This window comes from Halogeometricum borinquense DSM 11551, from assembly GCF_000172995.2.
Lineage (GTDB): Archaea > Halobacteriota > Halobacteria > Halobacteriales > Haloferacaceae > Halogeometricum > Halogeometricum borinquense.
The window spans coordinates 2133200-2157983 of record NC_014729.1 but is presented as its reverse complement, the minus strand read 5'-3'; the positions used below and the strand labels follow the sequence as shown (position 1 = coordinate 2157983).

Here is a 24784-nt window from a genome sequence, read left to right as displayed (position 1 = left end):
TTTATGCTAGTCATTAGCAAATAGTTCGCAAAAAAGCGCGTGGTGCGCCTTAGTTACTGTTTCGCAAGATACCAGGAGGTGCTGTCCCAGCTTTCGAGGTAGTCGAATTCGCCCTCGGCGGGCATGCCCATGTAGTTCTTGTCGTAGGCGTTCTTGTAGACGCTGAAGTTAAGGAAGTTCGTCGGCTGTTCCTTACTCAGCGCGGCGAAGATTTTTGCGAAGGCTTCCTTGCGCGTCTTCTCGTCCGTAGCACTCTGGGCCGTATCGTAGAGATCCGCCATCGGCGCTTCCGGCTCGTAGCCGTAGAAGTTGAATCCGCCGTCGGGGACCCAGAACGTCCGAGAGCCGTCGGGATTGATCGGGTAGGCGTTCAGTGCGACACCGTACATCAGGTCCCACGGCTCTTGGGAGGTCGCGTCTGGACCGGCGTTGAAGCTCGGGGTGCCGTCGCTGGTGCTGGTCAGCATGTACTTGTTCTGCAGCGTGTTGAACGGACCACCGTTCGTCGGAGCGACCTTGATTCCGATCTTGGCCAGTTCCTGCTTGAAGAACTCCGCGACGGTCTGGTTGTTCTGCGACCCGGCGCGGTAGACGAACGAGAGTTCGACCTGTTCGCCGTTGCCGTCCACGAGTTTGTCGCCGTCGTAGCCGTAGTTGGTGTCCGAGAGTGCCTCCTTCATCATCTTACGGGCCTTCTCGGAACCGTACGAGTCGCCGACACCGAACTGCTCGACCTTGTCAGTCAGGTACCACGGCGACCATTCGGGCTGGAACGTGTGTGCGACCGTCGGGAAGCCGCGGTAGATGTTCTCCGCGATGGCCTTCTTCGAGATGGCCGTCGAGAGCGCGCGGCGGACCTCTTTCCGTTGCAGCATCTCCCACCCGTTGGAGCGCTGGTTGTAGTACGCCATCGAGCAGAACGGATTCGGCGGGAAACGGAACTTGAGGTGGTCCATCTGCTGGAACTGCTCGACCTTCTGGGAGGGAACGTCCTCGAAGTAGGTGAGGTCGCCTTCCTTCAGGGAAGCGAGGCGCGTAGACTCCTCACCGATAATCTTCAGTTCGTACTTCTCGAAGTACGGTGCCTCAGCAAACCGCTCTGGAATCTCTTCTGAGCCAGCAACTTCGCGCAGGTAGTAGTCGTCGGCGCGGGTTGCGACGAAGCGAGACTCACGCTGCCACTCCTCGTAATCGTACGGCCCGAGGTTGCCAGTGTAGGAGAGCGAGTTGAGTTCTTCGTCCTGCTTTAGACCCTCTATGTCTTTGTCCTCGACGTAGCCTTTGACGAGGTCTTTGGGGAGACAGCGGCCGCCCCAGAACGCCGTCGAAGCGATGAATGCGGGCTGTGGTCCGGGGAGCGTGACCTTGAGTTTTCGCTTGCCCGCCTTTTCGATGGTGAGGTTCTTCCAGTCGGAGTACTGAACGACACCCGCCCAGTTCTCCTTCGTCTTGCTCTCGCCCGGCGCTTTCGCACCGTAGAGATTCTGCGCCGTGTACACCCAGTCTTCGGCCGTCAGATCGCCGTACGGATCGCTCCAGCGGAGATTGTCGCGGAGGGTAAACGTCCACTCTTTCTTGTCCTTTTCCGTGTAGGATTCCACCCACATCGGGACGATTTCGCCGATGTCCTTGAAGTCGTAGGCGTAGTCCATCGTCGCATCGACGAACTTCGTCGTGTTCGTATCGCTATGAAAGAGGAAATTGAGAGACTTCGCGTCCGCTGAGAGGGCTTCGCGGTACGTACCGCCGATCGAGCGACCGGAGGAGTCGCCCGCTTCGGTGGATTCCTCGGTAGGCTCCGACGTCTCAGTGCCGCCCTTGCCGGAGGTTTCCGTGTTCTGATTCTGGTTACCGGAACAGCCAGCAAGCCCTGCAGCACCGCCTACACCGAGTGCTTTGAGCCAACTGCGCCGATCAATTCGTTTATCCGTGTTGCCGGATGGCATAGATTTCATAAATAACTATCGGCACAAATACCCATCGGTTAGAAAAATCTAAAATTCACCTTTCAGTACGTGATTCGGTGGTCGTATCTGACGGCATACGGCAGTCTAACGGACAAACAAGCGGAAAATACCCGGTGTTCGTGACATTAGTTGTCACGAGACAGGATACCGTTACGTACCGGAGACCGCTCCGCCCGGGGGAACGATCCCGGCAAAAGGTGACTCCTGTCCGCTCAGTCGTCGCCGTTTTCGTCTACGATGACGACTTCCCCGTCCTCGACGGTGACGTTGATCAGCGTTTTGACGTGGTGGTCCGTGTCGTCGAGTTCGTTCGGTCCGGCCTTCTTGATGACCGCGACGGTATCGACGACCTCAGCGCCAGTGGACTTCAGGGCGTCAAGAACAGCACACATCGTCCCGCCGGTCGAGAGAACGTCGTCGATGACGAGTACGCGGTCGTCCTCGCTGACGTCGTTGATGAACATGTCGTTCTCGGAGTAGCCAGTCTGCTGGCTCAGGGAGATCTCGCCGTCGAGTCCGTACTCGCGCTTCCGGATGACGACGAGCGGAATGTCAGTCATCAAAGAGACGGCGGTCGAGATGTGGATACCCATCGCCGCCGGAGTGACGATTTTGTCAACGTCTTCGAGGTCCGCTTTGCGGATGATCTTGATGACAATTTCTCGAAGGAGACCCGGTTCGAGCATCGGAACCCCGTCGCTGATGGGGTGAACAAAGTACTCGTACTCTCCCTTCTCGATGATCGGCGCTTCGAGGAGCGACTGCCGCAACTGGTCCATGCCGCCGGTAGAGTAGGTCCGGAATAAAAGGTGGCGGTTCTATCGCCCGTACACAGTCAGCCACACGGGCCGTGGCAGCGATTCACGAGGAGTTAGACACTCAGTAGGCCCATTACGGCACGGACGAGCGGCTCTTCCGGTTCGTCGGTATCGACTAACAGGAGCATGCCACGCCCGCCGCAGTACACCTGGAGCAGTTTCCGGCCATCGAGCGTGCCCGATTTGTATTCGACCCGGTCGTGGGTCGGTCGAAGGCCGGCAAAGAGGCCGTGACGGACGAAGTCCTGTCGCGTTTCCGCTGCAAGGTCAGAAATCCGCTCGACGAGTGACGCTCTGTCGTCGTACGACGCGGAGAGTTCGTCGCTAACGTGAAAGAGGTCGAACGCCGTTGCACCGTAGACGGCAACGAGATCGAGCGGTTCGTCTGCGACTGACTGTAACGTCTTGACCGCGACGTTACGGTCCGGTCCGGGCCAGTTTGCGCTTTTCATCTGGGCGGGGTTGTGTATCATACACTTACCCTCCCGTTCCGACGCGGGAGTCTCCCATCCCCCGAATCCACGCCTGGAACATTCATGCGATTCTGGATTATCAGAATATCATATAAAGCTATAGGTGATTTTTCACGGAAAGAAAAAAGCCCTGCTCGTCCGGAGAGACGTTCCGTACGGTCTGTCTCTCTCCGTCGCATCAAATAAACGTATTGCGAATGACACGAAGTTCATTCCTCTCCATCGTCGTGAGAGGGCGTGTCAGTCGTTATCTCGTCACCATGGTCGATTCGGATACGGTATGCACTGCCGTGAAGTGTCACGACGGCGCGTTCGAACGTCGCCTCGTAGCGTTTGTAGTGTGTCCCATCCTCCTCGACGGTGTCGTTTGACGCGACGAGTCCGTGTTCGGCCAGTCGGTCGAGCCGTCGGTAAACGGTCGGCAGTGAGAGACCGTGTTCGTCAGCGAGTTCCTTTGCAGAGCAGGATCTCTCACCCACGGAGGCGAGGATGCTCCGGGCGTCCTCGTCACCGAGTACGTCCAACAGTGTCTCCCGTTCCCTCTCGTCGCCCATACAGTTACTCCGGGTGACGGGTCCCCTATAGTAGTTTCTGTGGTCTCGGGGCGGGGGGATCCACGACGAGGTTTGACAACACCTAAGTCTGGTCTACTCAGAGGTGCATGCGTGCAACCGACACCGGAGGTTGTCCTCGCCATAGTCTTCCTTCCGTTCGTCGCCGCGGCGCTCACCCCGGCAGTATTCCGGGTTCTCGGAGAGCGCACCGCTTACTTTGCGGCGGCGACGGCGCTAGTCTGCTTTGGACTGGTGTCACAGTTGTATCTGGCGGGGGCGCATGGAACTGTCCCGCTCGAATGGATCCCCTCGCTCGGGGTTTCGCTGGCGTTCTACGTGGATGGGTTGGCGCTCCTCATCGCCTTCCTTGCCAGTGGTGTTGGAGTACTCATCCTGACGTACTCCGGCGGCTACATGCACGGCGAACCCGGGCAGGCGAAGTACTACGCGACGCTGTTGGCGTTCATGGGGTCGATGCTCGGCGTCGCCCTCGCCAGCGACCTCATCTCGCTTTTCGTCTTCTGGGAACTGACGAGTCTGTCGTCGTTCCTTCTCATCGGACACTACACGAGCGAGCAGTCCTCGCAGTATGCCGCCCGGAAGTCGATGCTCATCACCGTCTCCGGCGGCCTGTTCATGCTCGTCGGCTTCCTGCTTCTCGTTTGGGTGTCCGGACAGGCGCTCCCGGAGACGACCTACAGCTTGACTGTCCTCTTGGATAACGCGGATCTTATCCGCCAGGCCCTGGCCGAGAATGGCCTGTTGGTCCCGGTTCTCGTCCTCCTCGGTCTCGGCGCGGCCACGAAGTCCGCGCAGGTGCCGTTCCACATCTGGCTTCCGAACGCGATGGAGGCTCCGACGCCGGTTTCGGCGTTCCTCCACTCCGCGACGATGGTGAAGGCGGGCGTCTACCTCGTCGGACGATTCAGACCGTTGTTCCTCTCCAAGGAGGCACCGCTGTTCGGCGAGTGGACGATGCTGTTCGCCATTCTCGGACTCCTGACGATGACTGTCGCCGCTATCCTCGCGGTAGCCGCGACGGACATCAAGGAACTGCTCGCGTACTCTACGGCCTCCCATCTCGGCCTCATCATCGCGGCGTTCGGGTTCGCTAACAAATACGGCGCGGAAGCGGGCGCGTTCCACATCCTGAACCACGCGTCGTTCAAGGCGGCGCTGTTCTTGGTCGCGGGGATCATCGCCCACGAGGCGGGCACGCGCAAAATCTCGAAACTCGGCGGCCTGCGGAAACACCTGCCCGTGACGGCGGTCATCGCCACCGTCGCGTCGCTGTCGATGGCAGGCCTCCCGCCGTTCAACGGCTTCTACTCGAAGGAATTGCTGTTCGAGGCGGCGTGGTACGCGGGGAAGGATCTCGGTGGTCTCGGCTACCTGTTCCCCGTTATCGCCGTCTTCGGGAGCGTCTTCACGTTCCTCTACTCGGTCAAGTTCGCCTCGCTGTTCTTCGGTGACGAACCAGACGAGTTGGGGCACGTCCACAGTCCGCCCGCCGTGATGCTGATTCCGCCGGCAATACTCGGTCTCCTCGTCGTCGGCGTCAGTGCGTCGGCGACGCTCGGACTTGGTCCCGAGACGCCCATCAACGCCTTCGTCGGTCACGTCTACGGGAGCGTCGCCGCGGGCGAGGCGCACGGGTTCTCCGTCCACTTCCCCACGGAACTGACGCCGTATGCGGTGATGAGCGCGATTACGATTCTCGTCGGCGCAGTCGCGTTCCCGTTCTACGACCGCCTGCACGACGGTATCAACGCGATACTCCGCGGTCCGATCCGGGCAAACTGGTGGTACGACAACGGTGTCGAAGGGCTTGCGACGACGAGTGTTCGCTCGACGCCGTACATTCAGAACGGCCTCCTCCGCACGTACGCCACGTGGGCGCTCGCAGGCGTCACGGTACTGACGCTCGGCGGGTACCTCGCTGCTGGCGTCTTTAGCGGCTATATCCCGGCGAATGTGGCGTTCCCGGGGATTTCTGACCTCGCCGTCACGCCCGCTATCTTCCTCGTCCTTCTGGTCGCTGTCGTCGGGGCCTTCGCGGTTGACATCGCGCCCTCGCACGTCGCGGGCGTCCTCACGCTTTCCATCCTCGGCTTCATGGTGGCTATCTTCTACATCCTCGCGGACGCACCCGACCTCGCGTTGACCCAGTTGGTCGTCGAGACGCTGGTGCTGGTTATCTTCCTCCTCGTACTCAACCGCCTGCCGGCGTTCTACGGCGAGGTGAATCGGTCGCAGTCGATTCGTGACGGTATTCTCGCTCTCGCCGTCGGCGCAACGGTGTTTGTCACCGTCCTGGTCACCACGGCCGCCTCTCCTGCCGAACCAACCTCAGGGTTCTTGGCGGAGAACGCAGGTGTTCCGGCCGAACACGGCCCGTTCTTCACCGACGCCGGCGGTGGCGGCAACATCGTCAACGTCATCCTCGTGGACTTCCGGGCAATCGACACGATGGGAGAAATTTCGGTCGTGGCGATGGCGGCGCTCGCCATCTTGACGCTCATTCGCATGCGCGAACGAGGTGAGACGCAATGAGCGGACGCGACATCGACAGCCGGCCGCACGACTACGAGGCCGACCGCCGCACGACAGTTATCTCGCGGACGATCACCCGAATCGTCGTTCCGTTCATCCTCGTTACCGCCATCGGTCTCCTGCTGCAAGGGCACAATCTGCCCGGCGGTGGGTTCATCGGTGCCGTCCTCACGGTGGCGGCATTCGTCCTCATCTACGTCATCTTCGGCCTCGACTACGTCCAATCGGAGGTGCTTCGTCTGCGGTCCGACAACGACGGCCACAGTCCAGTCGAGCTATACCGGTGGCTGTTCGGCGGTGGCCTCGCACTCGCCGTGCTGAGCGGACTCGTTCCCATCTTCTTCGGGTTCGACTTCCTCACGCAGGGCGTGTGGTTCTTCAAGCACGTCCCGCTGTACGAGGAGTTCGAGTTAGCGAGTGCGGTGTTCTTCGATTTCGGCGTGTACTTCGCCGTCGTTGGAGCACTTCTCACGATTGTCGCGGAGGTGGGGACTGAATGACTCAGTTCGTCCTCGCTGCCGTCCTCGGCATTCTGTTCGCTCTCGGGACGTACCTCGTCCTCCGGCGCGACGTGGTTCGCGTCGTCTGGGGTATCAGCATCATCAGCCAAGCCGCGAACGTCTATCTCGTCACGATGGGCGGATTGTCCGGCTTCGCGCCCATCACCGGTCACGGCGGGTCCGCCGAGTCGGTAACTGACCCCCTCGTGCAGGCGCTCGTCCTAACGGCCATCGTCATTGGCTTCGGGACGACGGCGCTCGCGCTCGTCCTGACGTATCGCGTCTACGAGGAACACGGAACCATCGACATGTACGAACTCGGAGGTCACGGAGAATGAGTACCGCTGTCATCGCACCGCTTTTGGTCGCCCTCGTGACGGCCATTGCGACGCTTCTGACACGAACGAACGATACGATCAACCGGGGTGTAAGCCTGCTCGGCGGCGTCGGCTACTTCGCCGCCGTCGCGCTGCTGTTCCAGCGCATCGTCTTGCCGCTCGGTTCCGAGGGGCAGACGCTCGTGTATCAGGTGTCGGGGTGGAAGGCTCCGTTCGGCATCGTCCTCGTGGCAGATCCGCTGTCGGCATTCATGCTCGCCCTCACGGCCATCGTGTCGCTGTGTGCGCTGACCTACTCCGTTCTCTTCGTGGACGGATTCGGGCAGCGACTCTCTTACCACCCGCTGTATCATTTCATGGTGGTCGGGGTCACCGGGTCGTTCCTCACGGGCGACATCTTCAACCTGTTCGTCTGGTTCGAGGTGATGCTCATGTCGAGCTATATCCTCGTGCTGTTCTACAGCGGTCCCGAACACACCCGCGCGGCGCTGAACTACGTCGTGCTGAACCTCTTGGGCAGCGCGGTGATGCTCCTCGCAATCGGCGGCCTGTACGCCACCACGGGGACACTGAACATGGCCGACCTCGCGCGCAGGCTGGCCGACCCGGCGACGTACGACGTGGCCGTCGCACCCGTCATCGGCCTCGCGGCGGTGCTGTTTTCGGTGTTCGCGCTGAAGGCCGGCATCGTCCCGTTCCAGTTCTGGGTGCCGGCGGCCTACCGCGCCGCGCCCGCGCCCGTGACGGCGATGCTCGCGGGCGTCGTGAAGAAAGTGGGCGTGTACGCCATCGTCCGCCTGTACTTTACGGTGTTCGCCGCGGCGAGTCTGCCCGTGTCGCTCCCGTTCATCTCAGGCGACTCGATGCTCGCGTTCTTCGGTCCGGTGTTTTTCGTCATGGCAACTGCGAGCATCGTCGTCGGCGGTGTCGGTGCGATTGGGCGCGAGGATATCGACGGCTTGCTCGCGTACTCCTCGATCAGTCAGGTTGGATTCATTATCCTGCCCTTCGCCGTCGCGGCGATGGCGAACTCGCGGACTGTCCAAATGCTGGGCGTCACTGCTGGAATCGTCTACGCGTTCAATCACGGTCTCGCTAAGAGCCTGCTATTCCTCGCGTCGGGAACGATTCAGGAGGCGGTGGGAACGGCGCGCTTCGACCAACTCGGCGGACTCGCCCGCCGTGCGCCGGTTCTCTCCGCGGGATTCTTGCTCGGTGCGCTGACGCTCATCGGCGTGCCGCCGCTCTCTGGGTTCTTCGGCAAACTGCTCGTCTTCCAGACGGCGGCCGACGCGTTCGCACTGGACGCTATCGGGGCGGGCGCGGCACTCATTGTCGCACTCGTCGGTGCGGTGCTCACCATCGCATACTACACCCGCGCGTGGAACGACGCCTTCTGGGGCGCACCCGGGTCGGCCGTCGAAGCGGCGATTCCGAGTCGCTGGACCGGTCCTGTGTCAGTTGAGGCCGATGAAAGTGCCGTCGCTGACGCTGGCGGTCGGGCCGATGGCGGGACGGCGAACAACGTTAGCGACCCTCCGGCGTCCTTCGCACTCACCGGCCAAGTCGTCGTCGTGGCGGCGCTTGCCGTCACCGTCATCGCGTTCGGAATCGGCTTCGATGCCGTGTACCAAACGGCGACTACCGCTGCCAAGGCGGCGCTCAATACCGAGGGGTACATGAAAGCCGTCCTCGGATCGGTCGGCGCGCTCGTGGGGGTGGTCGCATGACTCGACGCTGGCCGCTTACGGGACTGCTCCTCGCAATCCTCTGGATATTCGTTCGCGGGGTCGAACTCACGCCACGGACGCTCGCCGAGGAGTTCATCGTCGGTCTCATCGTCGGGATGATCATCGCGTACCTCCTTCGAGGGTTCTACACTCCGACACTCGGTCCGGGCCGCGCCCTCAAAGTCGCGCCCTACGCCACACTCTATCTGCTCGTGTTCCTCAAAGAACTCGTGACGGCGAACTGGGACGTGGCGAAACGGGTACTCGCGCCCTCGATGCCGATCAATCCGCGCGTCATCGAGGTGCCGCTTCGAGTTCGCACTGATCTCGCTGTCACCACCATCGCCAACAGCATCACGCTCACACCGGGTACGCTCACCATGGATTACGACGCCGAGACGAACACGCTCTACGTGCACAGCATCGACGGCTCCGACCGCGACGCGCTGTTGGAGCCGATTCGGACGTGGGAAGATTACGCCCTCGTCATCTTCGACGAGGAGTTGAAGCCGGGTGACCCGGTTCCGCAGTTGGAGACCGACGGAGGTGAGGAACGTGGCGACTGAGACGCTCACTGGAACGCTCGGTCTGCTCGTGAACGCGGCGCTTGTCGTCTCCGCGGCGCTCACGCTGCTCGTGAGTTACCGCGTCATCAAGGGACCGACCGTCCCCGACCGCGTCGTCGCGCTGGACACGATTGGCACGAACGTCGTCGCCATCGCCGTCCTCTACGCGATGTTCACGCGACAGGGGTTCTTCATCGACGTGAGCCTCGTCCTTGCCATCATTGGCTTCATTAGCACCATCACCGTGGCGCGGTACGTCACGGAGGGGGACATCATCGAATGATTCCACTATCGCTCGAACTACTGCCGCTCGCCGCCGAAAGTGAGGGCGCAACGCACGCCGTCGGCCCGATAGAGACGGCGCTCGTCTCTGTCTTGGTCGTCGTCGGGACGTTCTTCCTCATTGTCGGCACTGTCGGATTGCTTCGTCTACCAAACGTCTACAACCGGATGCACGCCACCTCGAAGGCGACGACGCTCGGCGCGGCCAGCATCGCTCTCGCCGGGTTCGTTTTCTACGGTCCCGGCGGTGACGGCCTCATGTCTCTCGTGACCGTGGTGTTCCTGTTCCTTACGGCACCGACCGGCGCGCACATGATTTCGCGGGCCGCTCAGCGCATGGGAATCGACTTCCTCTCAGAAGTGACGTGGCCCGCTGGTCCCGACACCGGCGGCGAGGATACCGACGTAACGCCGACTGACGACTGAGCGGCTTCAGTTGTCGCAGTTCCGCGGCGACCTATCGCAGTTCCGCGGCTAACTCTGCTGCGATGCGTCCGCCGAGCGCGTCTTTCGACCCGGCGAACTCCGCCATCCCTTCGGGTCGGACGAACAGCGTTCGCGTCTCTGCCTGTCCCATCACCGAGGCATCGTTCGCGACGACAAAGGAGAGGTTCGCTCTGTCGAGAATCTTCCGCGCGGCGGCAACCATCGCCTCGTCGCCCGACGTTTCGGCTTTGAACCCGACGATAGCGAGATCCGGATACTCCTCGCGCACGCTGTCGATGAGTTTCGGCGTCGGTTCGAGTTCGAGCGTGCGCGGTTCGCCCGAGCGGAGTTTCTCGGCGGCAGTTTCGACGGTGTAATCCGAGATGGCCGCGGCCGAGACGAGGGCGTCCGCGTTCGCGGCGACGCTGAGGACGGCATCGAGCATCTCAGCACTCGTCTCTACCGGCACCACATCGGCGTAGGGAACGTCGTCGCCGTCGTGGACGAGAGTCACGTCCGCACCGCGGACATAGCAGGCGCGGGCGACTTCCCGCCCCGTCCGCCCCGACGACCGATTCGTCAGGACGCGGATGGGATCTATCGATTCCGATGTCGCGCCAGCAGTGACCACGACGTGTCTGCCTGCCAGCGTCTGCTCGGTCGTCGCGCGGGCAACATCGGTGACGATAGCCTCTTCGGTGGCGATCTTGGCCTTCCCCTCCTCGATTCGCGGATCCACAAACTGGACGCCCCAGGACTCCACGCGGTCGATGGCGTCTAAGACGCCGGGGTGGTCGTACATCGGTTCGTGCATCGCGGGTGCAACGACGACCGGCACGTCCGCGCCGAGGGCCGTCGTCGCACACGTCGTTACCGGCGTGTCGTCCACTGCGCCCGCTATTTTCCCGACGGTGTTCGCCGTCGCGGGCGCGAGGAGAAGAACGTCAGCCCACCCGTCTCGGCCGCAGAGTTCGACGTGTTCGACGCGGCCCGTGATTTCAGTCACAACGTCGTTCTCGGTGGCGAACTCGACGGCCCACGGGTGGATGATTCCCTGTGCGCTCTCGGTCATCACGCCGCGGACGTTCGCCCCTTGCCGCCGGAGTTCGTGGGCGAGTTCGACCACCTTCACCGCGGCGATACTTCCCGAAACGCCCAGCGCCACGTTCACGCCTTCTAACATCGTCGGGCGCTTCGTAGCCTGCGGAGTAAAAGTGTCCGGTGTCCGGGGTCACCCGCAGTCAGCCGTTTCCGACAGTTAGAGCCTACTCGTCCAACCGGCCTAATTCGTCGTCTACGAGGCTCGGATGGGTTCGTTGTGGTTCGGGATGTGGATCAGCGAAGTACTCGCGCATGACTTCGCGGGACTCCTGTTCCCGGCGTGAACGCTCCTCGGCGTCGATCTCCTCGCATCCCGGTGGGACCTCGCGCTCCCGGTCGGTGAAATAGCCCTCCGGCGTGACCCAATCGTGGTAGTACGCCACGTCGCTGTCGTGGATGAGGGTCAGGGCGACCTCTGCACCGTGACCGGCGGCGACGACGGCCTGATGGTACTTCTCAGTGAGTCGTCCGGCGGCGTAGACGCCTTCGACGCTGGTTCGGCCGCATTCGTCTACGTCTACGTAGCGTTTGCTCCCGGCATCGCGTATCGTTACATCGAGTTCGTCGAGGTAGTCCGCGTCGGACCACGATGCGGCGACGATGAACCGAGTTCGGACCGTCTCGACCGTCCCGTCGGTTTCGACGGACGCAACGAACCACGCGTCCTCCCCATCGGCATCGTGTTCTGTCTCTGCACCGTTCGCCTCGTCAGTCCGTTCGATAGAGACGACGCGCCCCTCGCGTTGAGTAACATCGTTTCGGCTCGCCTGCTCGTCAAGTAAGTCTCCGAATAGACGTGCGTTCACTCCTGCGGGGAAGCCGGGAATATTCTCCAAGTGCGCGTTGCGGTTCAGAATACTCTCACCGTCGTTGACGACGAGGGTATCCAGTCCGGCGCGGGCGGTGAACGTCGCGGCGGTGAGTCCAGCGACACCGCCACCAACGACGAGTACGTCGGTTGAGTTGGGGAATTCCATACCGGGCCGTACCGCACTATTGACGATGAGTCCGTCGGTCTAGGGCGAGTTAGAGACAGTAGCCGATGCGTTCGCTTAGGCCCGGTAGTCGGTGCGTTCGCTTAGATCCGGTAGTCGGTATCGTTCAATCTGCTCTCGTCCGTGGCATCGAGGCTGACGAGTCCAGTCGGTTCGCTATCGCGCTCGACGCGGACTCGCCATCGTGAGTTTGCGAGCGGTGTCGCCTCGGTGAAAGAGACCACATCGTCCGGGAGTCGGCGAATCAGATCGACGGCTACCGGAAGCGTCGGCAGTCGGCCGGTTCGCTCGGCGAGAGAGTACCCGGCGAACGTCACCTCCCACGCCTCATCGCTGGAACACACTGCGATGTCGAACTCGCCGACGAACGACGCTCGGTTGAGGCGCGTCATCGTCGCTTCGAGAGCGGATTCGACCGTCGGTTCTGCGAGGAACGCACCATCGCTCGGCCCGGCGAGCAACGATGCGGCGGCGGAGACGACACGCCGTTGTCGAGACGCGTCGAGTCGAACGTCGAGTTCGCTCATCACGCTCCACAACAACGTGAGACAGAAGTCGTCCTGTTCGGTGACGACCTCCGCCAGCGTCAGATAGGTCTCCATCGCGGCGGATTCGACGGTCCGATAGCCCGTCTCCGTGAGAGCCTCGAACACTGCGCCGGACACGTCGTGGCAGAACGAGAGATAGTACGTCCGAGGGTCGGCGTCGGCAGGCAGTCGGACTGCTCTGTCGTGGGTCGCTGACAGTCGCGGTGTTTCGTCGGCATCGGCCACGTTTCGTATCTCTGATTCGTGCTGCAGTACTTGTGGATCGTACCGTCGGAGTGCCGAACGGTAGTCTTTCGCAGCGTCTGCCGCATGTTCTGCGTCATCTCGGGAGTCGAATCGCATCCCGGTCAAGGGGATCGGTTCGCGTCCTGTTCGGGTACAGATCACAGCGTACGGCCCAGTCGGCACTGACAACCCCCGCACTCGGGAACGGATTTCCCGAAGTGTCCCTCCAACCATTCCGACTGGACCGTTTGCTGTCACCGAGAAGTACTTTCTGATATAATATCGGTTTTCAGCGGTGAAATGAATCAATACGTAGCTATATCATAAATTCCAAACAGATCACAAGATGAGAAAACACGTCTTCGGGCGTTCCCCACAAGGCTTTGGTTGCGGCCACCGAACCCGCGTCTCGTGGACGAAATCGTCGTTAGCACCGTCGTGTACCTCCCGACCGAGGACGTGTACGACTTCCTCGTGGATTTCCCCCGCTATGCGAACTACTCGAAGCACCTCCAAGATGTCACCCAACGCGGCGACGGCGGGTCGGGCACGCGGTACGCCCTGCACTTCTCGTGGTGGAAGCTCACCTACACAGCACACTCAGAGGTAACCGAACTCGAGCCGCCGAACCGCATCGAATGGCAAATCGTCAAAGACATTCACGCTCACGGACGGTGGCGCGTTGAAGCACTCGACACACTGCCAGATGCCGCTCCGAACGACGCAGAGACGGCCTGCCGCGTCTTCTTCGAGGTGTCGTACGACGCCGATTCGGCCGACAAAGACTCCATCAATCTCCCGCGGTTCGTCTCGTTCGGGTGGGTGATCGACAAGTTGAAACCGGCGCTTCAGACGGAAGCCGAACGAATTGTCGAGCGCATCGTCGAGGACTTAGAGGGGCGTCGCCGCTCCGTCGAGTTGACCGTCGAACGTCGGACTGTGTGATACGGACGCTGTCGTCTCACGGAATCGTCTGCCGATACTGCTCGGGGTCGTCGTGAAAACAATCACCGACGACGACGGCGTCGGCACCCGCATCCAGTATCTCTGCTGTCTGTTCGTGCGTCTCGATGCCGCCACCGTAGAGAAGCACCGTCTCGTCGAGATACTGCGATGCGGCCGCAACATCCGTTGGCCCGCCGTACGTCCCGGAGTACTCGATGTAGAATATCGGGAATCCGTAGAACGACTCGGCCGCAAGCGCCGCACCGGCAACCTCTTCTGTGGTGTACGGCGTCTCGACGCCGGAAACGGCGGCCGCCTTCGAATCGCAGTTTTGGATGACGTATCCTTCGCCGATGATCTTCGTTGCGAGTTCTGACACGGCCTCTCGTGCCTTCGAGGAAATCGCGTCTCCGACGACCGGCAGCCCCGACCCGGTGACCTCGTCGGGCTTGCTGGCAGCTTCAGTGAACAGTTCGACGTGTTTTCTGACAAAGTGGGCGTCGTCACCGTTGAACACGGCGGGGACGGAGAGATAATCTACCGTATCGACCGTTTTCGAGGAGACGTGTGAGGAGCGGTACGGTTCTTGAAGTACCGGAAGATCCGGAAACTGTGATTTGACTTTCTGTACTGCATCGAGCGTGTTCTCGGCAGTTACACCGTCCGAGCCGCCCACGATAACGAGGTCAGTCCCGTCGAGAAGTTCGAGGTCGTTCGGAACGTGTTCAGCTGGGTCGATTTTCGTCACATGCGAGAGACGGTCCCAGTTGAGATCCATAACAGTACGAGGTGCTGTAACTCAGCTGATATCCTTTTTGGTACTAACACATCACATTCGCTGAACGTGCGAGGCCGATGTCGAAAGAAGAATACCAGTCCGCTCGCAATCGCTCACAGGCATGGTACGCCGAGAGGGACACCGATGCGAGTAGTCATCGTCGGCGCGGGACAAGTCGGGTCGAGCATCGCGGCTGATCTCGACGACGCTCACGAAGTCGTCGTCATCGACCGAGATCCAGAACGTGTCGAGGAGATGAACTACTCGCTCGACGTACTCGGGATCTCTGGCGACGGGACCGCCGTTTCGACGCTTGAGGAAGCAGGCATCGCCGATGCCGACATGGTCATCGCTTCGACCGACAACGACGAGACGAACATCGTCGTCTGTTCGACGGCCAAAGCGATCAGCGATGCGTTCACCATCGCCCGCGTCAAGAACACCGAGTATCTCCGGACGTGGCAACGCTCGAAGAAAGCGTTCGGAATCGACTTTATGGTGTGTACGAACCTCCTCGCCGCCGAGTCCATCGTCCGTATCATCGGACTGCCAGCGGCCCGTGACGTGGACCCGTTCGCCGGCGGGCAGGTACAGATGGCGGAGTTCCAGGTGGCCGAGAACAGTCCCGTCTCGAACGTCACCATCCGCGAAGCCGACCGGTTCGAGGCCCTCACCTTCGCTGCGGTTCTCCGTAACGGGGCTGTCGAGATTCCCCGCGGCCAGACCGTCATCCAACCGGGCGACCGCGTCGTCGTCATCGGGACTCCGCGAAGCGTCCAAGAGTTCGCGCGGTCGGTCGCACCCGACGAGTCTCCGGGAACCGCAGAGGAAGTCGTCATCGTCGGCGGCTCCGAAGTCGGCTATCACGTTGCTCGGCTACTGGAGGAGCGCGGGTTCCGTCCGCGGCTCATCGAACGTGATGGTGAGCGGGCGCGCAAACTCGCTGAACAACTCCCAGACACGGTGGTGATGGAGTCCGATGCGACCGACATGGAGTTCCTCGAACGCGAACACATCGGCGACGCCGACTTGGTGGTCGCGGCGCTCGAATCCGACGAGAAGAACCTTCTCGTGTCCCTCCTGGCCGCACGGCTCGGCGTCGAACGCACTGTCGCCGTCATCGACACCACGGAGTACGTTGACCTGTTCGAGGCCGTCGGCGTCGATGTGGGTGTGAGCCCACGCGAAGTCGTCGCAGAGGAGATAACGCGCTTCACACGCGAAGGCGGCGCGGAGAACATCGCACTCATCGAGTCTGACAAGGCGGAAGTGCTCGAAATCGAGGTTGACGACGACAGTATCCTCGCAGGCCGGGAGATCCGTGAGTCCGTTCCCGAACTCCCCGACGGCATTGTCGTCGGTGCAATCACCCGCAACCGCGAGTTCATCACTCCGCGCGGGAACACCGTCGTTGAGGTGGGCGACCATGTTGTCCTCTTCGTTGACGCCTCCGTCGCCGGCGATGTGACGCCCCAACTGTGACCTCAGAAATGTTATTTAACCGTCACTACCCGAGTTTCGTTCCGTAAAGTAATACACCACGGCGCGTGAGAACGGAGACACCCCTCAGATGAAGCTACGTGTCGATTATCGAGCGAGTCTCAGTCTCGTCGGGACTGTCCTCAAATATCTCGCAGTCCCGTTGTTTGTTCCCCTTCTCGTGGCCCTCTACTACGACGAGACGGTGATTCCGTTCGTCGTTACGATTGCCGTTACTGTCGTTCTTGGCACGGCACTGGAACGGCTGGAACCGGACCCGGACATCCGTGCCCGCGAGGGATTTCTCATGGTTGCTGCGACGTGGTTCGCTGTCACCGTCGTCGGCGCGATTCCGTACCTCGTAGAGGCGCTCGGTCTCCCACCGGTCGTTCCGGCAATTCATCCGGATTCGACGCTCGCCAATCCCGCAAACGCCCTGTTCGAGAGCATGAGCGGGTTTACGACGACCGGCGCGACGGTTCTCGGTGACATCTCGTTCCAGACGCACACTCGCGGTATCATGATGTGGCGACAGTTAACCCAGTGGCTGGGCGGGATGGGTATCGTCGTCCTTGCCGTCGCCATCCTTCCGGAACTCTCCGTCGGCGGTGCGCAGTTGATGGACGCCGAAGCGCCCGGACCTGGCATCGAGAAACTGACGCCGCGAATCGCACAGACGGCCCGCGCGCTTTGGGGTGCGTATCTCGGTTTCACCGTCCTCGAAGCTACGCTGCTGTTCGGGCTAGGCGTCCTCCAGATCGATCCGAACATGACGCTGTACAACGCCGTCGCGCACGCCCTGACGACGATGCCGACGGGCGGATTCTCACCCGAAGCGAAGAGCATCGAAGCGTTCTCCGCGGCGGCACAGTGGATCATCATCCCGTTCATGGTTGCCGCCGGGACGAACTTCGCACTCTTTTGGCACGCACTCACGGGCGATCCGCGACACATCTTCGAGGACTCCGAGTTCCGCTTTTATATCGGTGTGATCGCGACGATTACCGCCGTCCTGTCGGTTCTCCTGTTTACGGGCGCGGGGTTCGTTCAGGCGGTCCCCACCCAATCGACGTTCAGTGCGATGGACCTCGGACAGTACGTCGGTGACATCGCCGGACAGATCGAGCCTTCGGTACGGCAGGCGGTGTTCCAAGTCGTCTCCATCGTGACGACGACCGGGTACGCGAGTATGGACTTCAACGCATGGAGTCCAGTCGCTCAGTACATCCTCCTGTTCGCCATGTTCATCGGCGGATCAGCGGGTTCGACTGGCGGTGCCGTGAAGATTGTCCGCTGGTACGTCATCCTGAAGTCCATCCGCCGGGAACTGTTCACCACTGCACACCCCGACGCCGTTCGACCCGTCAGACTCGGCGGCCGCGCGCTCGATGAACGCGCGATTCGCGGTATCTACGCCTTTACCTTGCTCTATTTGGTCATCTTCTTCGTCGCCTCCGGACTGCTCTTCATAGACGCCTCGCGGTACGGACAGTCGCTTTCGGTCTTAGAAACGATGTCCGCTGTCGCCGCGACGCTCGGAAACGTCGGGCCGGGATTCGGAACTGTCGGCCCGATGGGTAGTTACCTCGCCTTCTCCGACGCGGGGAAACTGTTCATGGTCGTCTTGATGTGGATCGGACGACTGGAGATTCTTCCCGTTCTCGTCCTCCTGACACCGGAGTACTGGCGGCGGTGAAGACGGCCGCGTGTCGAAAGCGGATTTATAAGTCTTTTCCGCCGTTGATGTCGATGATCTCGCCGGTGATGAACGACGAGCGGTCGCTTGCGAGGAAGGCGACAACCTCTGCGACTTCTTTGACGGTTCCGAGTCGGCCGAGCGGCGTGTCGTTTCGGATGCGCTCTTTGACTTTCTCCGGGAGTTCTTCGACCATCCGAGTCGAGATGAATCCGGGTGCGACGCAGTTTGCGGTCGTGCCTTCGCGGGCGAGTTCGAGTGCGAGCGTCCGCGTGAATCCGAAGATGCCTGCCTTGGCCGTCGCGTAGTTCGCCTGCCCGAAATTACCGCCCTTTCCGACGATGCTGGAGATGTTGATGAGCCGCCCCTGCTCGGCGTCCACTAAGTCGTCGTAGAACACCTGCGTACAGTGGAAGGCTCCGTCGAGGTGGACGTCGAGAACGACGTCCCATTCCTCGTGGGACATCTCCTTGAACAGTACGTCTTGGTTGATTCCGGCATTGTTCACGAGCACGTCTACCTGACCGAACGCCTCGTGGGCCGCCTCGCGCATCTGCTCGACCTGCTCGATGTCGGTCACGTCGGCCTGCACCGCGATAGCCGATCCACCTGACGCTTCGACCGTCTCGACGGCTTCTTCGGCCGCCTCCTTCGAGGATCGGTAATTGACCACCACATTACACCCCTCTTCGCCGAACCGTTCGGCGATTCCACGACCGATTCCGTTCGACGATCCGGTGACGACGCACGTTTTGGGGCGCATACCGTTCCAAATACGGTCTATTGGGTAAAGAAATCTAGTAGCTATCAGGGTTCCAGACCGTACAGGATTGCCCGCGCGAACACGAGAATCGGGATGATCTCCAGCCGACCGACCCACATGTTCAGGAGGAACATCCCCTCAGCAAGCGGGTTCATCGTCGGGCCGGTGATACCAGTCGAGAGACCGACGTTGCCCTGTGCGGAGGCCACCTCGAACAGCGCGTCCGCATAGGTGAAGTTCGGACCGGCGAGGTTAACGAGAAGTAGACTGGAGACGACCAGCAGAATGACCCACAGCAACGAGACGATGGCCGCCTCGCTGAACTCCCGTTCCATCTCGGTGCGATCCAAGCGGCGGCCGTCCATCTGGATACTGACGACGGTATTTGCGGGCAGGAACACGCGACGGAACTGCCACGCGATTCCGCGGCTGATCGTGTATGCGCGGATGATTTTGATGCCGCCGACGGTGGACCCCGCCGCACCGCCGATGACCATCGCGCCCGAGAGGATGAGTTTCCCGCCTGCCGACCACTTGCCAATCGGTGCGGACTGAAAGCCCGTACACGAGAGCGCACTAATCCACTGGAACGTTGAGTCCCGGAAAGCGTCGGCGACGACCGGGTTGATGAGTGAGCCGATACCCAGCCAGTTGGCGCCACCTTCGAACGCCTTGGTGGTGAACGGAATCGACACCACGTTCTGGATGCCGAGGACGACAACACCGACGATGAAGGCGATGAGAAGCCACTGCGTCTGCAAGTCCCCGAGAAGTTCAGAGAAATCTCTGTCGCGCAGGACGACGTAGTGGACGGGGAAAGCGATAGCCCCGAGGCTCATCACCGGGAGGAGGACGAATTCGATGAGGGGCGAGTCGTAGGTCGTAATAGAGTTGTTCGTGACCGAGAACCCTCCCGTCGAGAGGCCCGTCATCGCGTGGTTGAGCGCCTGCCAGCCGGCCTCCCACAGCGGGAGCGACGACCCGTAGTCCGAAAGGCGGATCGCAACGAAGAGGACGGTGACGGAGACGAGCGTGTAGCCGACGAAAATCTTCCACACCGTTCGCACCGTCGAGACGACGCTCGGGTGAATCTTCTCCTCACGCGCTTCCGAGCGATAGAGCGCGTAACTCCCGCTTCCGGGGCGGGCGAGGATGGAGACGGTGAGGACGATGACGCCCACGCCGCCGACCCACTGGATGAGCGAGCGCCACCACTGAATGGCGCGCGGGAGCGATGGTTCGTTGACGGCCATCGTCAACCCACTGCCGGTCCACCCGCTCATGCTCTCGAACAGGGCGTGCAAGGGGTTACGGAAATACTGGATGCTGGATGTCGCGTAGTCTACGCCCGCCGGGACGTACGACGCCGCGACCTCGGGCGGGAGGAAGTACGCCGTGAACAGAAACGGGAGAGACCCGAACACGGCGGTCATCAGCCACCCGGCCGCGGCGATGATCATTCCGTGCTTCATCCGCGGGTCGGGAGCGTCCTCGAAGGCGACGCGCGCGCCGAGTCCGAACGCCGCCGTCACGCCGCCTGCGGTAAAGAAGGCGAAGGCGACGTACCACTCTTGGAAGACGAGTGCAACGAGGACGGAGACGGTCATGAGCGCCGACTCCAGCGCGAGAAGCGATCCCACGTCTCGGGCGATAATCGCCACGTCTGCGGGCCACCCTGCGACGGTCGGTCGTCTCGACGGAGCCATTAGTGGTCCTCGTAGTGGCCGAAGACGTCGGTCACCTCGGGCGTGGCACCTTCGGCGGAGTAGACAGTGAGGAGATCGCCCGCTTCGATAACGGTATTCCCGCGGGGAGTGATTGGGTCGCCTGTGCCGTCGCGTTCGATAGCGACGATAAGCATGCCAGCGCCGAGATAGCCCTCCGAGGCGGCCTCTTGGATCGTCTGGCCCGCGAGCGGGGCGTTCTCGTCAACCGCGATTTCGAACACCTCGGCTTCGTCACCGACGCGCATGTAGTCCACAATCGAAGGTCGCTTGACAGCGCGGTAGAGGTACTCTGCGATGAGTCGCTGCGGGTTCTCCATCGTATTGACGCCGATACGGCGATAGATACCCATGTGTTCGGGGTTGTGGACGACCGAGACGATATTCGGAATCTGCAGTTCTTTGGCGAGCAGACAGACCATGATGTTCGTCGCGTCTTTGTCCGTCGTAGAGATGAGGGCGTCTGCGCGGTCAGCACCGGCGTCAGAAAGCGTCTGTTTCTCCGTCGCGTCGTCGTTGAGGACGAGACAGTCGAACGTCGAAGCGGCCTCCTCGGCCTTCTCTGTATCGCGTTCGATGACGACGACTTCGTTGCCGCCCCGCGTGGCGATTTCGATGAGCGGCGTGCCGATGTTTCCGGCTCCGACGATGATAATGTACATTGCGCAATTGTTCTCGGGTCCGAACGGGTCGGTTGAAAACGTACCGTTCTGTCCCGAGTGTCATCCAACCCAATCGAAACACCAAAAAGTCCGACAACGCCGAGAGCGTCGGATTCAGTGCTTAGGTCGTGTGTTTAGGACTGCTGACGGCGCACAGCCACCGCACCGACTGCGACGATTGCGAACACGGCGACAACAACGCTGAATCCGGGCATCGAGGAAGACGTGTCCTCTTCGGGCGCGCGGACGACACCCTCGGCTTCCGCAACCATTCCGGAACTGGAGTCGCTATCGACAGTCACTTCGAACGTGTCACTGGCGTTCTGTTCGGAGAAGTCGAACGTGGCCTCGAAACCGCCGTCCTCACCGACAGTGGCGGTGTCAGTTTTCAGGAACGGTGGTTGTGTGTCGCCGGACGACGCTACTCTGACAGTGACGTTCGTTCCCGCCTCCAAGTCCGTGGTTCCAGCGATAGTCTGGTTCTCCGCGCTCTCAACGACGACCTTTCCGTCGGTCTTCTTTAGCTCCCCCGACGCGTCCTGTGCCGCGACACCGGTGGTGCCGACGACCAAGCCGCCGATGAGAAGGAGGGCTAATAGAGACCTACTCGACAGTATCTCTGACCAATCAGGCATAGTCGCCTCGGGGTTATCTCGTGACGAGAAAGAATATGTTGGATACTCAAAGCGTGCTTTGAGCGTCTGCTGCACGTTCTCCCCACCAGATGACGCCGGAGAAAACAGACCGGTGAAGTGTCTCGTGGCTGTTTGCTGGATACAATCCATTTTGCGGGGGTTCGATTCGCTCACCCCGCAAATCCCTGGTGGAAAAAGCCGCCGTTCAGTTTTCGACTGCGGAAGCCGCCCGAATCATCGTCTCTTCCCCGAACTTCGGCCCGATTAACTGCAGACCGACCGGCAGGCCGTCGGCCTCCCCTGCCGGAACGGAGATCGCGGGAAGGTTAGCGAGATTGACCGGGACCGTGTTGGCGTCCATTAGGTAGAGTTGAAGCGGGTCCGAGAGGCTCTCGCCGAGTTTCGGCGGGAGGACGGGCATCGTCGGCGTGGCGAGAACGTCCGCCTCGGCGAGCGCCTCGTCGAAGTCCTGTTTGATCCACGCGCGGGCGTCCTGTGCTTTCTTGTAGTACTTGTCGTGGTAGCCCGCTGAGAGGGCGTACGTGCCAAGCAGGATTCGTCGTTTGACCTCCGCGCCGAACCCTTCCTCACGGGTGTCGGCGTACACGTCGTTCCAGTTGCCCTCTTTGCCGGTCGAGAGACCGTAACGCACACCGTCGTAGCGCGCGAGGTTCGAGGACGCCTCGGACATGGCGATGACGTAGTACGCTTGCACCGCGTGTTCGAGGGAATCGAGGCTGACCTCGACAACCGCTGCGCCCTGCGATTCGAGGTCCGAAACGGCAGCCTCGAACGTCTCCACGACGCGGTCGTCCGCGCCGTCCAGCAGGTCCGTGATGACGCCGACAGTCATCCCGTCCACGTCGCCGTCCGCGGCGGCGGCGTAGTCCGAATTCTCGGCGGGATGGGCGTCCATCGTCTGGTCGAAGCGCGTCGTCGCATCGTGTTCGTCCGCACCGGCGATGACATCCAAGAGAGCGGCCGTCTCCTCGACGGTCGAACCGATGGGGCCGACCTGCTCGAGAGAGTTCGCGTAGGCGATGAGACCGTAGCGAGACACGAGACCGTACGTCGGCTTGATTCCGACGACACCGCAGAAAGCGGCCGGGTTCCGGACCGATCCGCCGGTGTCCGTGCCAAGTGCGAGGTCGGCCTTCCCCGCGGCGACTGCGGCAGCGGACCCACCGGATGACCCACCGGGAACGCGCTCTTCGTCTACGGGGTTCTTCGTCGGGCCGAACGCCGAGGTTTCGGTCGTTCCGCCCATTCCGAACTCGTCCATGTTGGTCTTGCCAACGATGGTGGCACCGGCGTCTTTCAGGTGTTCGACCACGGTGGCGTCGTACGGCGGGACGTACTCGTCCAGCATCGCAGAGCCACAAGTCGTCCGGAGGCCGTCAGTGCTGAGATTGTCCTTGACCGCGACGGTCTTCCCTGCGAGCGGGCCGTCGTCGGCACCGTCGATGGTCTCCTCGGTGATGAAGATGTTCGCACCCATTTACGACACCCGCGGTCCTTTGAAGAAGCCGTCTTCCGCTTCAGGGGCGTTCTGCAGGGCTTCGTCCTGGTCGAGACCGTCGCGTACCTCGTCGGTACGCATTACGTTCACGAGATCCGGTTCGGCCTCGACTTCGGGAACCTCATCGAGTGCATCGAAGTAGTCGAGAATGTCGGCGAACTGGCCGGCAAACTCCTCGACTTCGTCCTCGTCGAGGTTCACCCGCGCCAACTCCGCGACGTGACGCACCTCCTCGGCGTCCACGGGCGTATCGCTCATGTTCGTCACGAACCGGGGGCCGGGAGTAAGGGTTTCGGTGTTGGTGGAGAGGAAGCCATGACAGAGCCAGACGATTCCGGCCGGATTCCGTTGTCTATCTCCCGTCAAATATATTATCGTGCCGACCGTAGTTGTAAGTTGGAGAACACTCCGGCCCATTCTCTGCACCGACAATGACAGATCGCATCCGAAGTTCGGAGATGGAGAGCGCACGCGCGCGCGAGAGTGACCGAGAGGCTGAAAAAACGGGCGACGAGGAGACACTTTGCCCGGAGTGTGGCTCCTCGAACCTCACAACGGATGCGGAACACGGCGAGACAGTGTGTGATGACTGTGGACTCGTCGTCGAGGAAGACGAAATCGACCGCGGGCCGGAGTGGCGCGCGTTCGACGCGAGGGAAAAAGACCAGAAGTCCCGCGTCGGTGCGCCGACGACGAACATGATGCACGATAGGGGACTTTCGACCAACATCGGCTGGCAGAACAAAGACGCCTACGGCAACTCCCTGTCGTCGACCCAACGTCAGAAGATGCAACGACTGCGGACGTGGAACGAGCGCTTCCGCACCCGCGATGCCAAAGAGCGGAACCTAAAGCAGGCGCTCGGCGAAATCGACCGGATGGCTTCGGCGCTCGGCCTCCCCGAGAACGTCCGCGAGACGGCCTCGGTCATCTACCGCCGTGCGCTGGATGACGACCTCCTCCCCGGACGCTCCATCGAGGGCGTCGCTACCTCCGCACTCTACGCTGCGGCGCGACAGGCCGGTACCCCCCGCTCGCTCGACGAGTTGGAGACCGTCTCTCGCGTCGATAAAGACGAGATTTCGCGGACGTACCGCTACGTCGTCCGCGAACTGAATCTCGAAATCGAACCGGCAGATCCCGAACAGTACGTTCCGCGGTTCGCCTCCGAACTCGGCCTGAACGACGAGTCCGAACGGCACGCCCGGCAGTTACTGCGGACGGCTAAAGAACAAGGCATTCACTCCGGGAAGTCACCCGTCGGTCTCGCGGCCGCCGCAATCTACGCCGCCTCGTTGCTCGCCAACGAAAAGGTGACGCAGAGTGAGGTAAGCGAGGTCGCTAACATCTCGGAAGTGACCATCCGAAACCGGTATCACGAACTGCTCGAAGCCGAAGAGCAGTTGATGACGTAACGAGGAGCGGCCTTCTTGTTGGTCGTTAGCGCGGGTTTCGAAGCTCTTCGTACAGCTTTCGAAGCCGAACAGAAACACCAAAAGCCGGGGTT

25 protein-coding genes are annotated in these 24784 nt (G+C 61.4%); 11 read left to right on the top strand and 14 right to left on the bottom strand.

Features of this window, described 5'->3' with window-relative positions; translation table 11 throughout:
• Positions 1-53 precede the first annotated feature (53 nt).
• The 4 genes from HBOR_RS10900 to HBOR_RS10885 all read right to left on the bottom strand — a co-directional run bounded on the left by HBOR_RS10900 (position 54) and on the right by HBOR_RS10885 (position 3812).
• Positions 54-1946 carry an ABC transporter substrate-binding protein gene (locus HBOR_RS10900; RefSeq protein WP_006056725.1) on the bottom strand — a complete coding sequence of 631 codons (1893 nt, stop codon included), beginning with the start codon at positions 1944-1946 and terminating at the stop codon, positions 54-56.
• A 233-nt stretch (positions 1947-2179) separates the two neighbouring features.
• On the bottom strand, positions 2180-2746 hold the full coding sequence (gene hpt, locus HBOR_RS10895) for a hypoxanthine/guanine phosphoribosyltransferase (protein ID WP_006056726.1): 567 nt from the start codon (positions 2744-2746) through the stop codon (positions 2180-2182).
• A 92-nt stretch (positions 2747-2838) separates the two neighbouring features.
• Entirely contained in the window at positions 2839-3237 is a 399-nt protein-coding gene (locus HBOR_RS10890; protein ID WP_013440651.1) for a hypothetical protein, read from the bottom strand.
• Between the two features lie 230 nt (positions 3238-3467).
• Entirely contained in the window at positions 3468-3812 is a 345-nt protein-coding gene (locus tag HBOR_RS10885; protein ID WP_006056728.1) for an ArsR/SmtB family transcription factor, read from the bottom strand.
• A gap of 111 nt (positions 3813-3923) precedes the next feature.
• Here HBOR_RS10885 and mbhE point away from each other — a divergent pair, with 111 nt between their 5' ends.
• From mbhE to mnhG, 7 genes are read left to right on the top strand one after another with little or no spacing between them, the layout of a single operon-like run.
• Entirely contained in the window at positions 3924-6365 is a 2442-nt protein-coding gene (gene mbhE / locus HBOR_RS10880) for a hydrogen gas-evolving membrane-bound hydrogenase subunit E (RefSeq protein WP_006056729.1), read from the top strand.
• Entirely contained in the window at positions 6362-6865 is a 504-nt protein-coding gene (locus HBOR_RS10875; protein ID WP_006056730.1) for an MnhB domain-containing protein, read from the top strand. Before mbhE ends, HBOR_RS10875 begins: the two co-directional genes overlap by 4 nt.
• The gene (locus HBOR_RS10870; protein ID WP_006056731.1) at positions 6862-7203 is read left to right on the top strand and encodes a sodium:proton antiporter; all 342 of its coding nucleotides are present in this window, start codon (positions 6862-6864) and stop codon (positions 7201-7203) included. Before HBOR_RS10875 ends, HBOR_RS10870 begins: the two co-directional genes overlap by 4 nt.
• A complete protein-coding gene (locus HBOR_RS10865) occupies positions 7200-8933 on the top strand; it encodes a Na+/H+ antiporter subunit D (protein WP_006056732.1) in 1734 nt (577 codons plus the stop codon). Before HBOR_RS10870 ends, HBOR_RS10865 begins: the two co-directional genes overlap by 4 nt.
• The gene (locus tag HBOR_RS10860) at positions 8930-9499 is read left to right on the top strand and encodes a Na+/H+ antiporter subunit E (protein WP_006056733.1); all 570 of its coding nucleotides are present in this window, start codon (positions 8930-8932) and stop codon (positions 9497-9499) included. The genes HBOR_RS10865 and HBOR_RS10860 overlap by 4 nt, the downstream gene beginning before the upstream one ends.
• The gene (locus tag HBOR_RS10855; RefSeq protein WP_006056734.1) at positions 9489-9782 is read left to right on the top strand and encodes a monovalent cation/H+ antiporter complex subunit F; all 294 of its coding nucleotides are present in this window, start codon (positions 9489-9491) and stop codon (positions 9780-9782) included. The genes HBOR_RS10860 and HBOR_RS10855 overlap by 11 nt, the downstream gene beginning before the upstream one ends.
• Positions 9779-10207 (top strand): monovalent cation/H(+) antiporter subunit G, encoded by a 429-nt coding sequence (gene mnhG / locus HBOR_RS10850; protein WP_006056735.1) that lies wholly within the window; start codon positions 9779-9781, stop codon positions 10205-10207. The genes HBOR_RS10855 and mnhG overlap by 4 nt, the downstream gene beginning before the upstream one ends.
• 31 nt (positions 10208-10238) lie before the next feature.
• On the opposite strand, the gene coaBC is transcribed toward mnhG, so the two are convergent.
• The 3 genes from coaBC to HBOR_RS10835 form a co-directional block, all read right to left on the bottom strand.
• The gene (coaBC, locus tag HBOR_RS10845) at positions 10239-11390 is read right to left on the bottom strand and encodes a bifunctional phosphopantothenoylcysteine decarboxylase/phosphopantothenate--cysteine ligase CoaBC (RefSeq protein ID WP_013440650.1); all 1152 of its coding nucleotides are present in this window, start codon (positions 11388-11390) and stop codon (positions 10239-10241) included.
• Between the two features lie 82 nt (positions 11391-11472).
• Positions 11473-12285, bottom strand: coding sequence for an FAD-dependent oxidoreductase (locus HBOR_RS10840; RefSeq protein WP_006056737.1), 813 nt, complete (start codon positions 12283-12285; stop codon positions 11473-11475).
• Positions 12286-12386: 101 nt separating this feature from the next.
• Positions 12387-13310 (bottom strand): DUF7551 domain-containing protein, encoded by a 924-nt coding sequence (locus HBOR_RS10835; RefSeq protein ID WP_013440649.1) that lies wholly within the window; start codon positions 13308-13310, stop codon positions 12387-12389.
• Positions 13311-13487: 177 nt separating this feature from the next.
• Between HBOR_RS10835 and HBOR_RS10830 the strand changes: the two genes are divergently transcribed.
• Positions 13488-14021 (top strand): type II toxin-antitoxin system RatA family toxin, encoded by a 534-nt coding sequence (locus HBOR_RS10830; RefSeq protein WP_006056739.1) that lies wholly within the window; start codon positions 13488-13490, stop codon positions 14019-14021.
• Between the two features lie 16 nt (positions 14022-14037).
• Here HBOR_RS10830 and HBOR_RS10825 read toward each other — a convergent pair whose 3' ends face one another.
• On the bottom strand, positions 14038-14799 hold the full coding sequence (locus HBOR_RS10825) for a geranylgeranylglyceryl/heptaprenylglyceryl phosphate synthase (RefSeq protein ID WP_006056740.1): 762 nt from the start codon (positions 14797-14799) through the stop codon (positions 14038-14040).
• A gap of 144 nt (positions 14800-14943) precedes the next feature.
• On the opposite strand from HBOR_RS10825, the gene trkA reads away from it, so the two are divergent.
• Positions 14944-16281, top strand: coding sequence for a Trk system potassium transporter TrkA (gene trkA, locus HBOR_RS10820; RefSeq protein WP_006056741.1), 1338 nt, complete (start codon positions 14944-14946; stop codon positions 16279-16281).
• 88 nt (positions 16282-16369) lie between these two features.
• Positions 16370-17974 carry a TrkH family potassium uptake protein gene (locus tag HBOR_RS10815; RefSeq protein ID WP_006056742.1) on the top strand — a complete coding sequence of 535 codons (1605 nt, stop codon included), beginning with the start codon at positions 16370-16372 and terminating at the stop codon, positions 17972-17974.
• A 25-nt stretch (positions 17975-17999) separates the two neighbouring features.
• On the opposite strand, the gene HBOR_RS10810 is transcribed toward HBOR_RS10815, so the two are convergent.
• From HBOR_RS10810 to gatC, 6 genes are all read right to left on the bottom strand, one after another.
• On the bottom strand, positions 18000-18737 hold the full coding sequence (locus tag HBOR_RS10810) for a beta-ketoacyl-ACP reductase (protein ID WP_006056743.1): 738 nt from the start codon (positions 18735-18737) through the stop codon (positions 18000-18002).
• 44 nt (positions 18738-18781) lie between these two features.
• The gene (locus HBOR_RS10805; protein WP_006056744.1) at positions 18782-20443 is read right to left on the bottom strand and encodes a TrkH family potassium uptake protein; all 1662 of its coding nucleotides are present in this window, start codon (positions 20441-20443) and stop codon (positions 18782-18784) included.
• Entirely contained in the window at positions 20443-21123 is a 681-nt protein-coding gene (locus tag HBOR_RS10800) for a potassium channel family protein (protein WP_006056745.1), read from the bottom strand. The genes HBOR_RS10805 and HBOR_RS10800 overlap by 1 nt, the downstream gene beginning before the upstream one ends.
• A 134-nt stretch (positions 21124-21257) precedes the next feature.
• Entirely contained in the window at positions 21258-21758 is a 501-nt protein-coding gene (locus HBOR_RS10795) for a BGTF surface domain-containing protein (protein ID WP_241432425.1), read from the bottom strand.
• 205 nt (positions 21759-21963) lie between these two features.
• Complete coding sequence (gene gatA / locus HBOR_RS10790) at positions 21964-23256, bottom strand: Asp-tRNA(Asn)/Glu-tRNA(Gln) amidotransferase subunit GatA (protein ID WP_006056747.1); 1293 nt, start codon at positions 23254-23256, stop codon at positions 21964-21966.
• Positions 23257-23535: an Asp-tRNA(Asn)/Glu-tRNA(Gln) amidotransferase subunit GatC gene (gatC, locus tag HBOR_RS10785; protein WP_006056748.1), complete on the bottom strand. Its 279-nt coding sequence runs from the start codon at positions 23533-23535 to the stop codon at positions 23257-23259.
• 173 nt (positions 23536-23708) lie between these two features.
• Between gatC and HBOR_RS10780 the strand changes: the two genes are divergently transcribed.
• Positions 23709-24692, top strand: a complete 984-nt coding sequence (locus tag HBOR_RS10780) for a transcription initiation factor IIB (RefSeq protein ID WP_013440648.1) — start codon at positions 23709-23711, stop codon at positions 24690-24692.
• Positions 24693-24784 lie beyond the last annotated feature (92 nt).

Bases quoted from the DNA above. Each gene is read 5' to 3' on its own strand.
- HBOR_RS10900 (WP_006056725.1), bottom strand. From the start codon at position 1,946: ATGCCATCCGGCAACACGGATAAACGAATTGATCGGCGCAGTTGGCTC.
- hpt (WP_006056726.1), bottom strand. From the start codon at position 2,746: ATGGACCAGTTGCGGCAGTCGCTCCTCGAAGCGCCGATCATCGAGAAG.
- HBOR_RS10890 (WP_013440651.1), bottom strand. From the start codon at position 3,237: ATGAAAAGCGCAAACTGGCCCGGACCGGACCGTAACGTCGCGGTCAAG.
- HBOR_RS10885 (WP_006056728.1), bottom strand. From the start codon at position 3,812: ATGGGCGACGAGAGGGAACGGGAGACACTGTTGGACGTACTCGGTGAC.
- HBOR_RS10875 (WP_006056730.1), top strand. From the start codon at position 6,362: ATGAGCGGACGCGACATCGACAGCCGGCCGCACGACTACGAGGCCGAC.
- HBOR_RS10870 (WP_006056731.1), top strand. From the start codon at position 6,862: ATGACTCAGTTCGTCCTCGCTGCCGTCCTCGGCATTCTGTTCGCTCTC.
- HBOR_RS10865 (WP_006056732.1), top strand. From the start codon at position 7,200: ATGAGTACCGCTGTCATCGCACCGCTTTTGGTCGCCCTCGTGACGGCC.
- HBOR_RS10860 (WP_006056733.1), top strand. From the start codon at position 8,930: ATGACTCGACGCTGGCCGCTTACGGGACTGCTCCTCGCAATCCTCTGG.
- mnhG (WP_006056735.1), top strand. From the start codon at position 9,779: ATGATTCCACTATCGCTCGAACTACTGCCGCTCGCCGCCGAAAGTGAG.
- coaBC (WP_013440650.1), bottom strand. From the start codon at position 11,390: ATGTTAGAAGGCGTGAACGTGGCGCTGGGCGTTTCGGGAAGTATCGCC.
- HBOR_RS10840 (WP_006056737.1), bottom strand. From the start codon at position 12,285: ATGGAATTCCCCAACTCAACCGACGTACTCGTCGTTGGTGGCGGTGTC.
- HBOR_RS10835 (WP_013440649.1), bottom strand. From the start codon at position 13,310: ATGGTTGGAGGGACACTTCGGGAAATCCGTTCCCGAGTGCGGGGGTTG.
- HBOR_RS10825 (WP_006056740.1), bottom strand. From the start codon at position 14,799: ATGGATCTCAACTGGGACCGTCTCTCGCATGTGACGAAAATCGACCCA.
- trkA (WP_006056741.1), top strand. From the start codon at position 14,944: ATGCGAGTAGTCATCGTCGGCGCGGGACAAGTCGGGTCGAGCATCGCG.
- HBOR_RS10815 (WP_006056742.1), top strand. From the start codon at position 16,370: ATGAAGCTACGTGTCGATTATCGAGCGAGTCTCAGTCTCGTCGGGACT.
- HBOR_RS10810 (WP_006056743.1), bottom strand. From the start codon at position 18,737: ATGCGCCCCAAAACGTGCGTCGTCACCGGATCGTCGAACGGAATCGGT.
- HBOR_RS10805 (WP_006056744.1), bottom strand. From the start codon at position 20,443: ATGGCTCCGTCGAGACGACCGACCGTCGCAGGGTGGCCCGCAGACGTG.
- HBOR_RS10800 (WP_006056745.1), bottom strand. From the start codon at position 21,123: ATGTACATTATCATCGTCGGAGCCGGAAACATCGGCACGCCGCTCATC.
- HBOR_RS10795 (WP_241432425.1), bottom strand. From the start codon at position 21,758: ATGCCTGATTGGTCAGAGATACTGTCGAGTAGGTCTCTATTAGCCCTC.
- gatA (WP_006056747.1), bottom strand. From the start codon at position 23,256: ATGGGTGCGAACATCTTCATCACCGAGGAGACCATCGACGGTGCCGAC.
- gatC (WP_006056748.1), bottom strand. From the start codon at position 23,535: ATGAGCGATACGCCCGTGGACGCCGAGGAGGTGCGTCACGTCGCGGAG.
- HBOR_RS10780 (WP_013440648.1), top strand. From the start codon at position 23,709: ATGACAGATCGCATCCGAAGTTCGGAGATGGAGAGCGCACGCGCGCGC.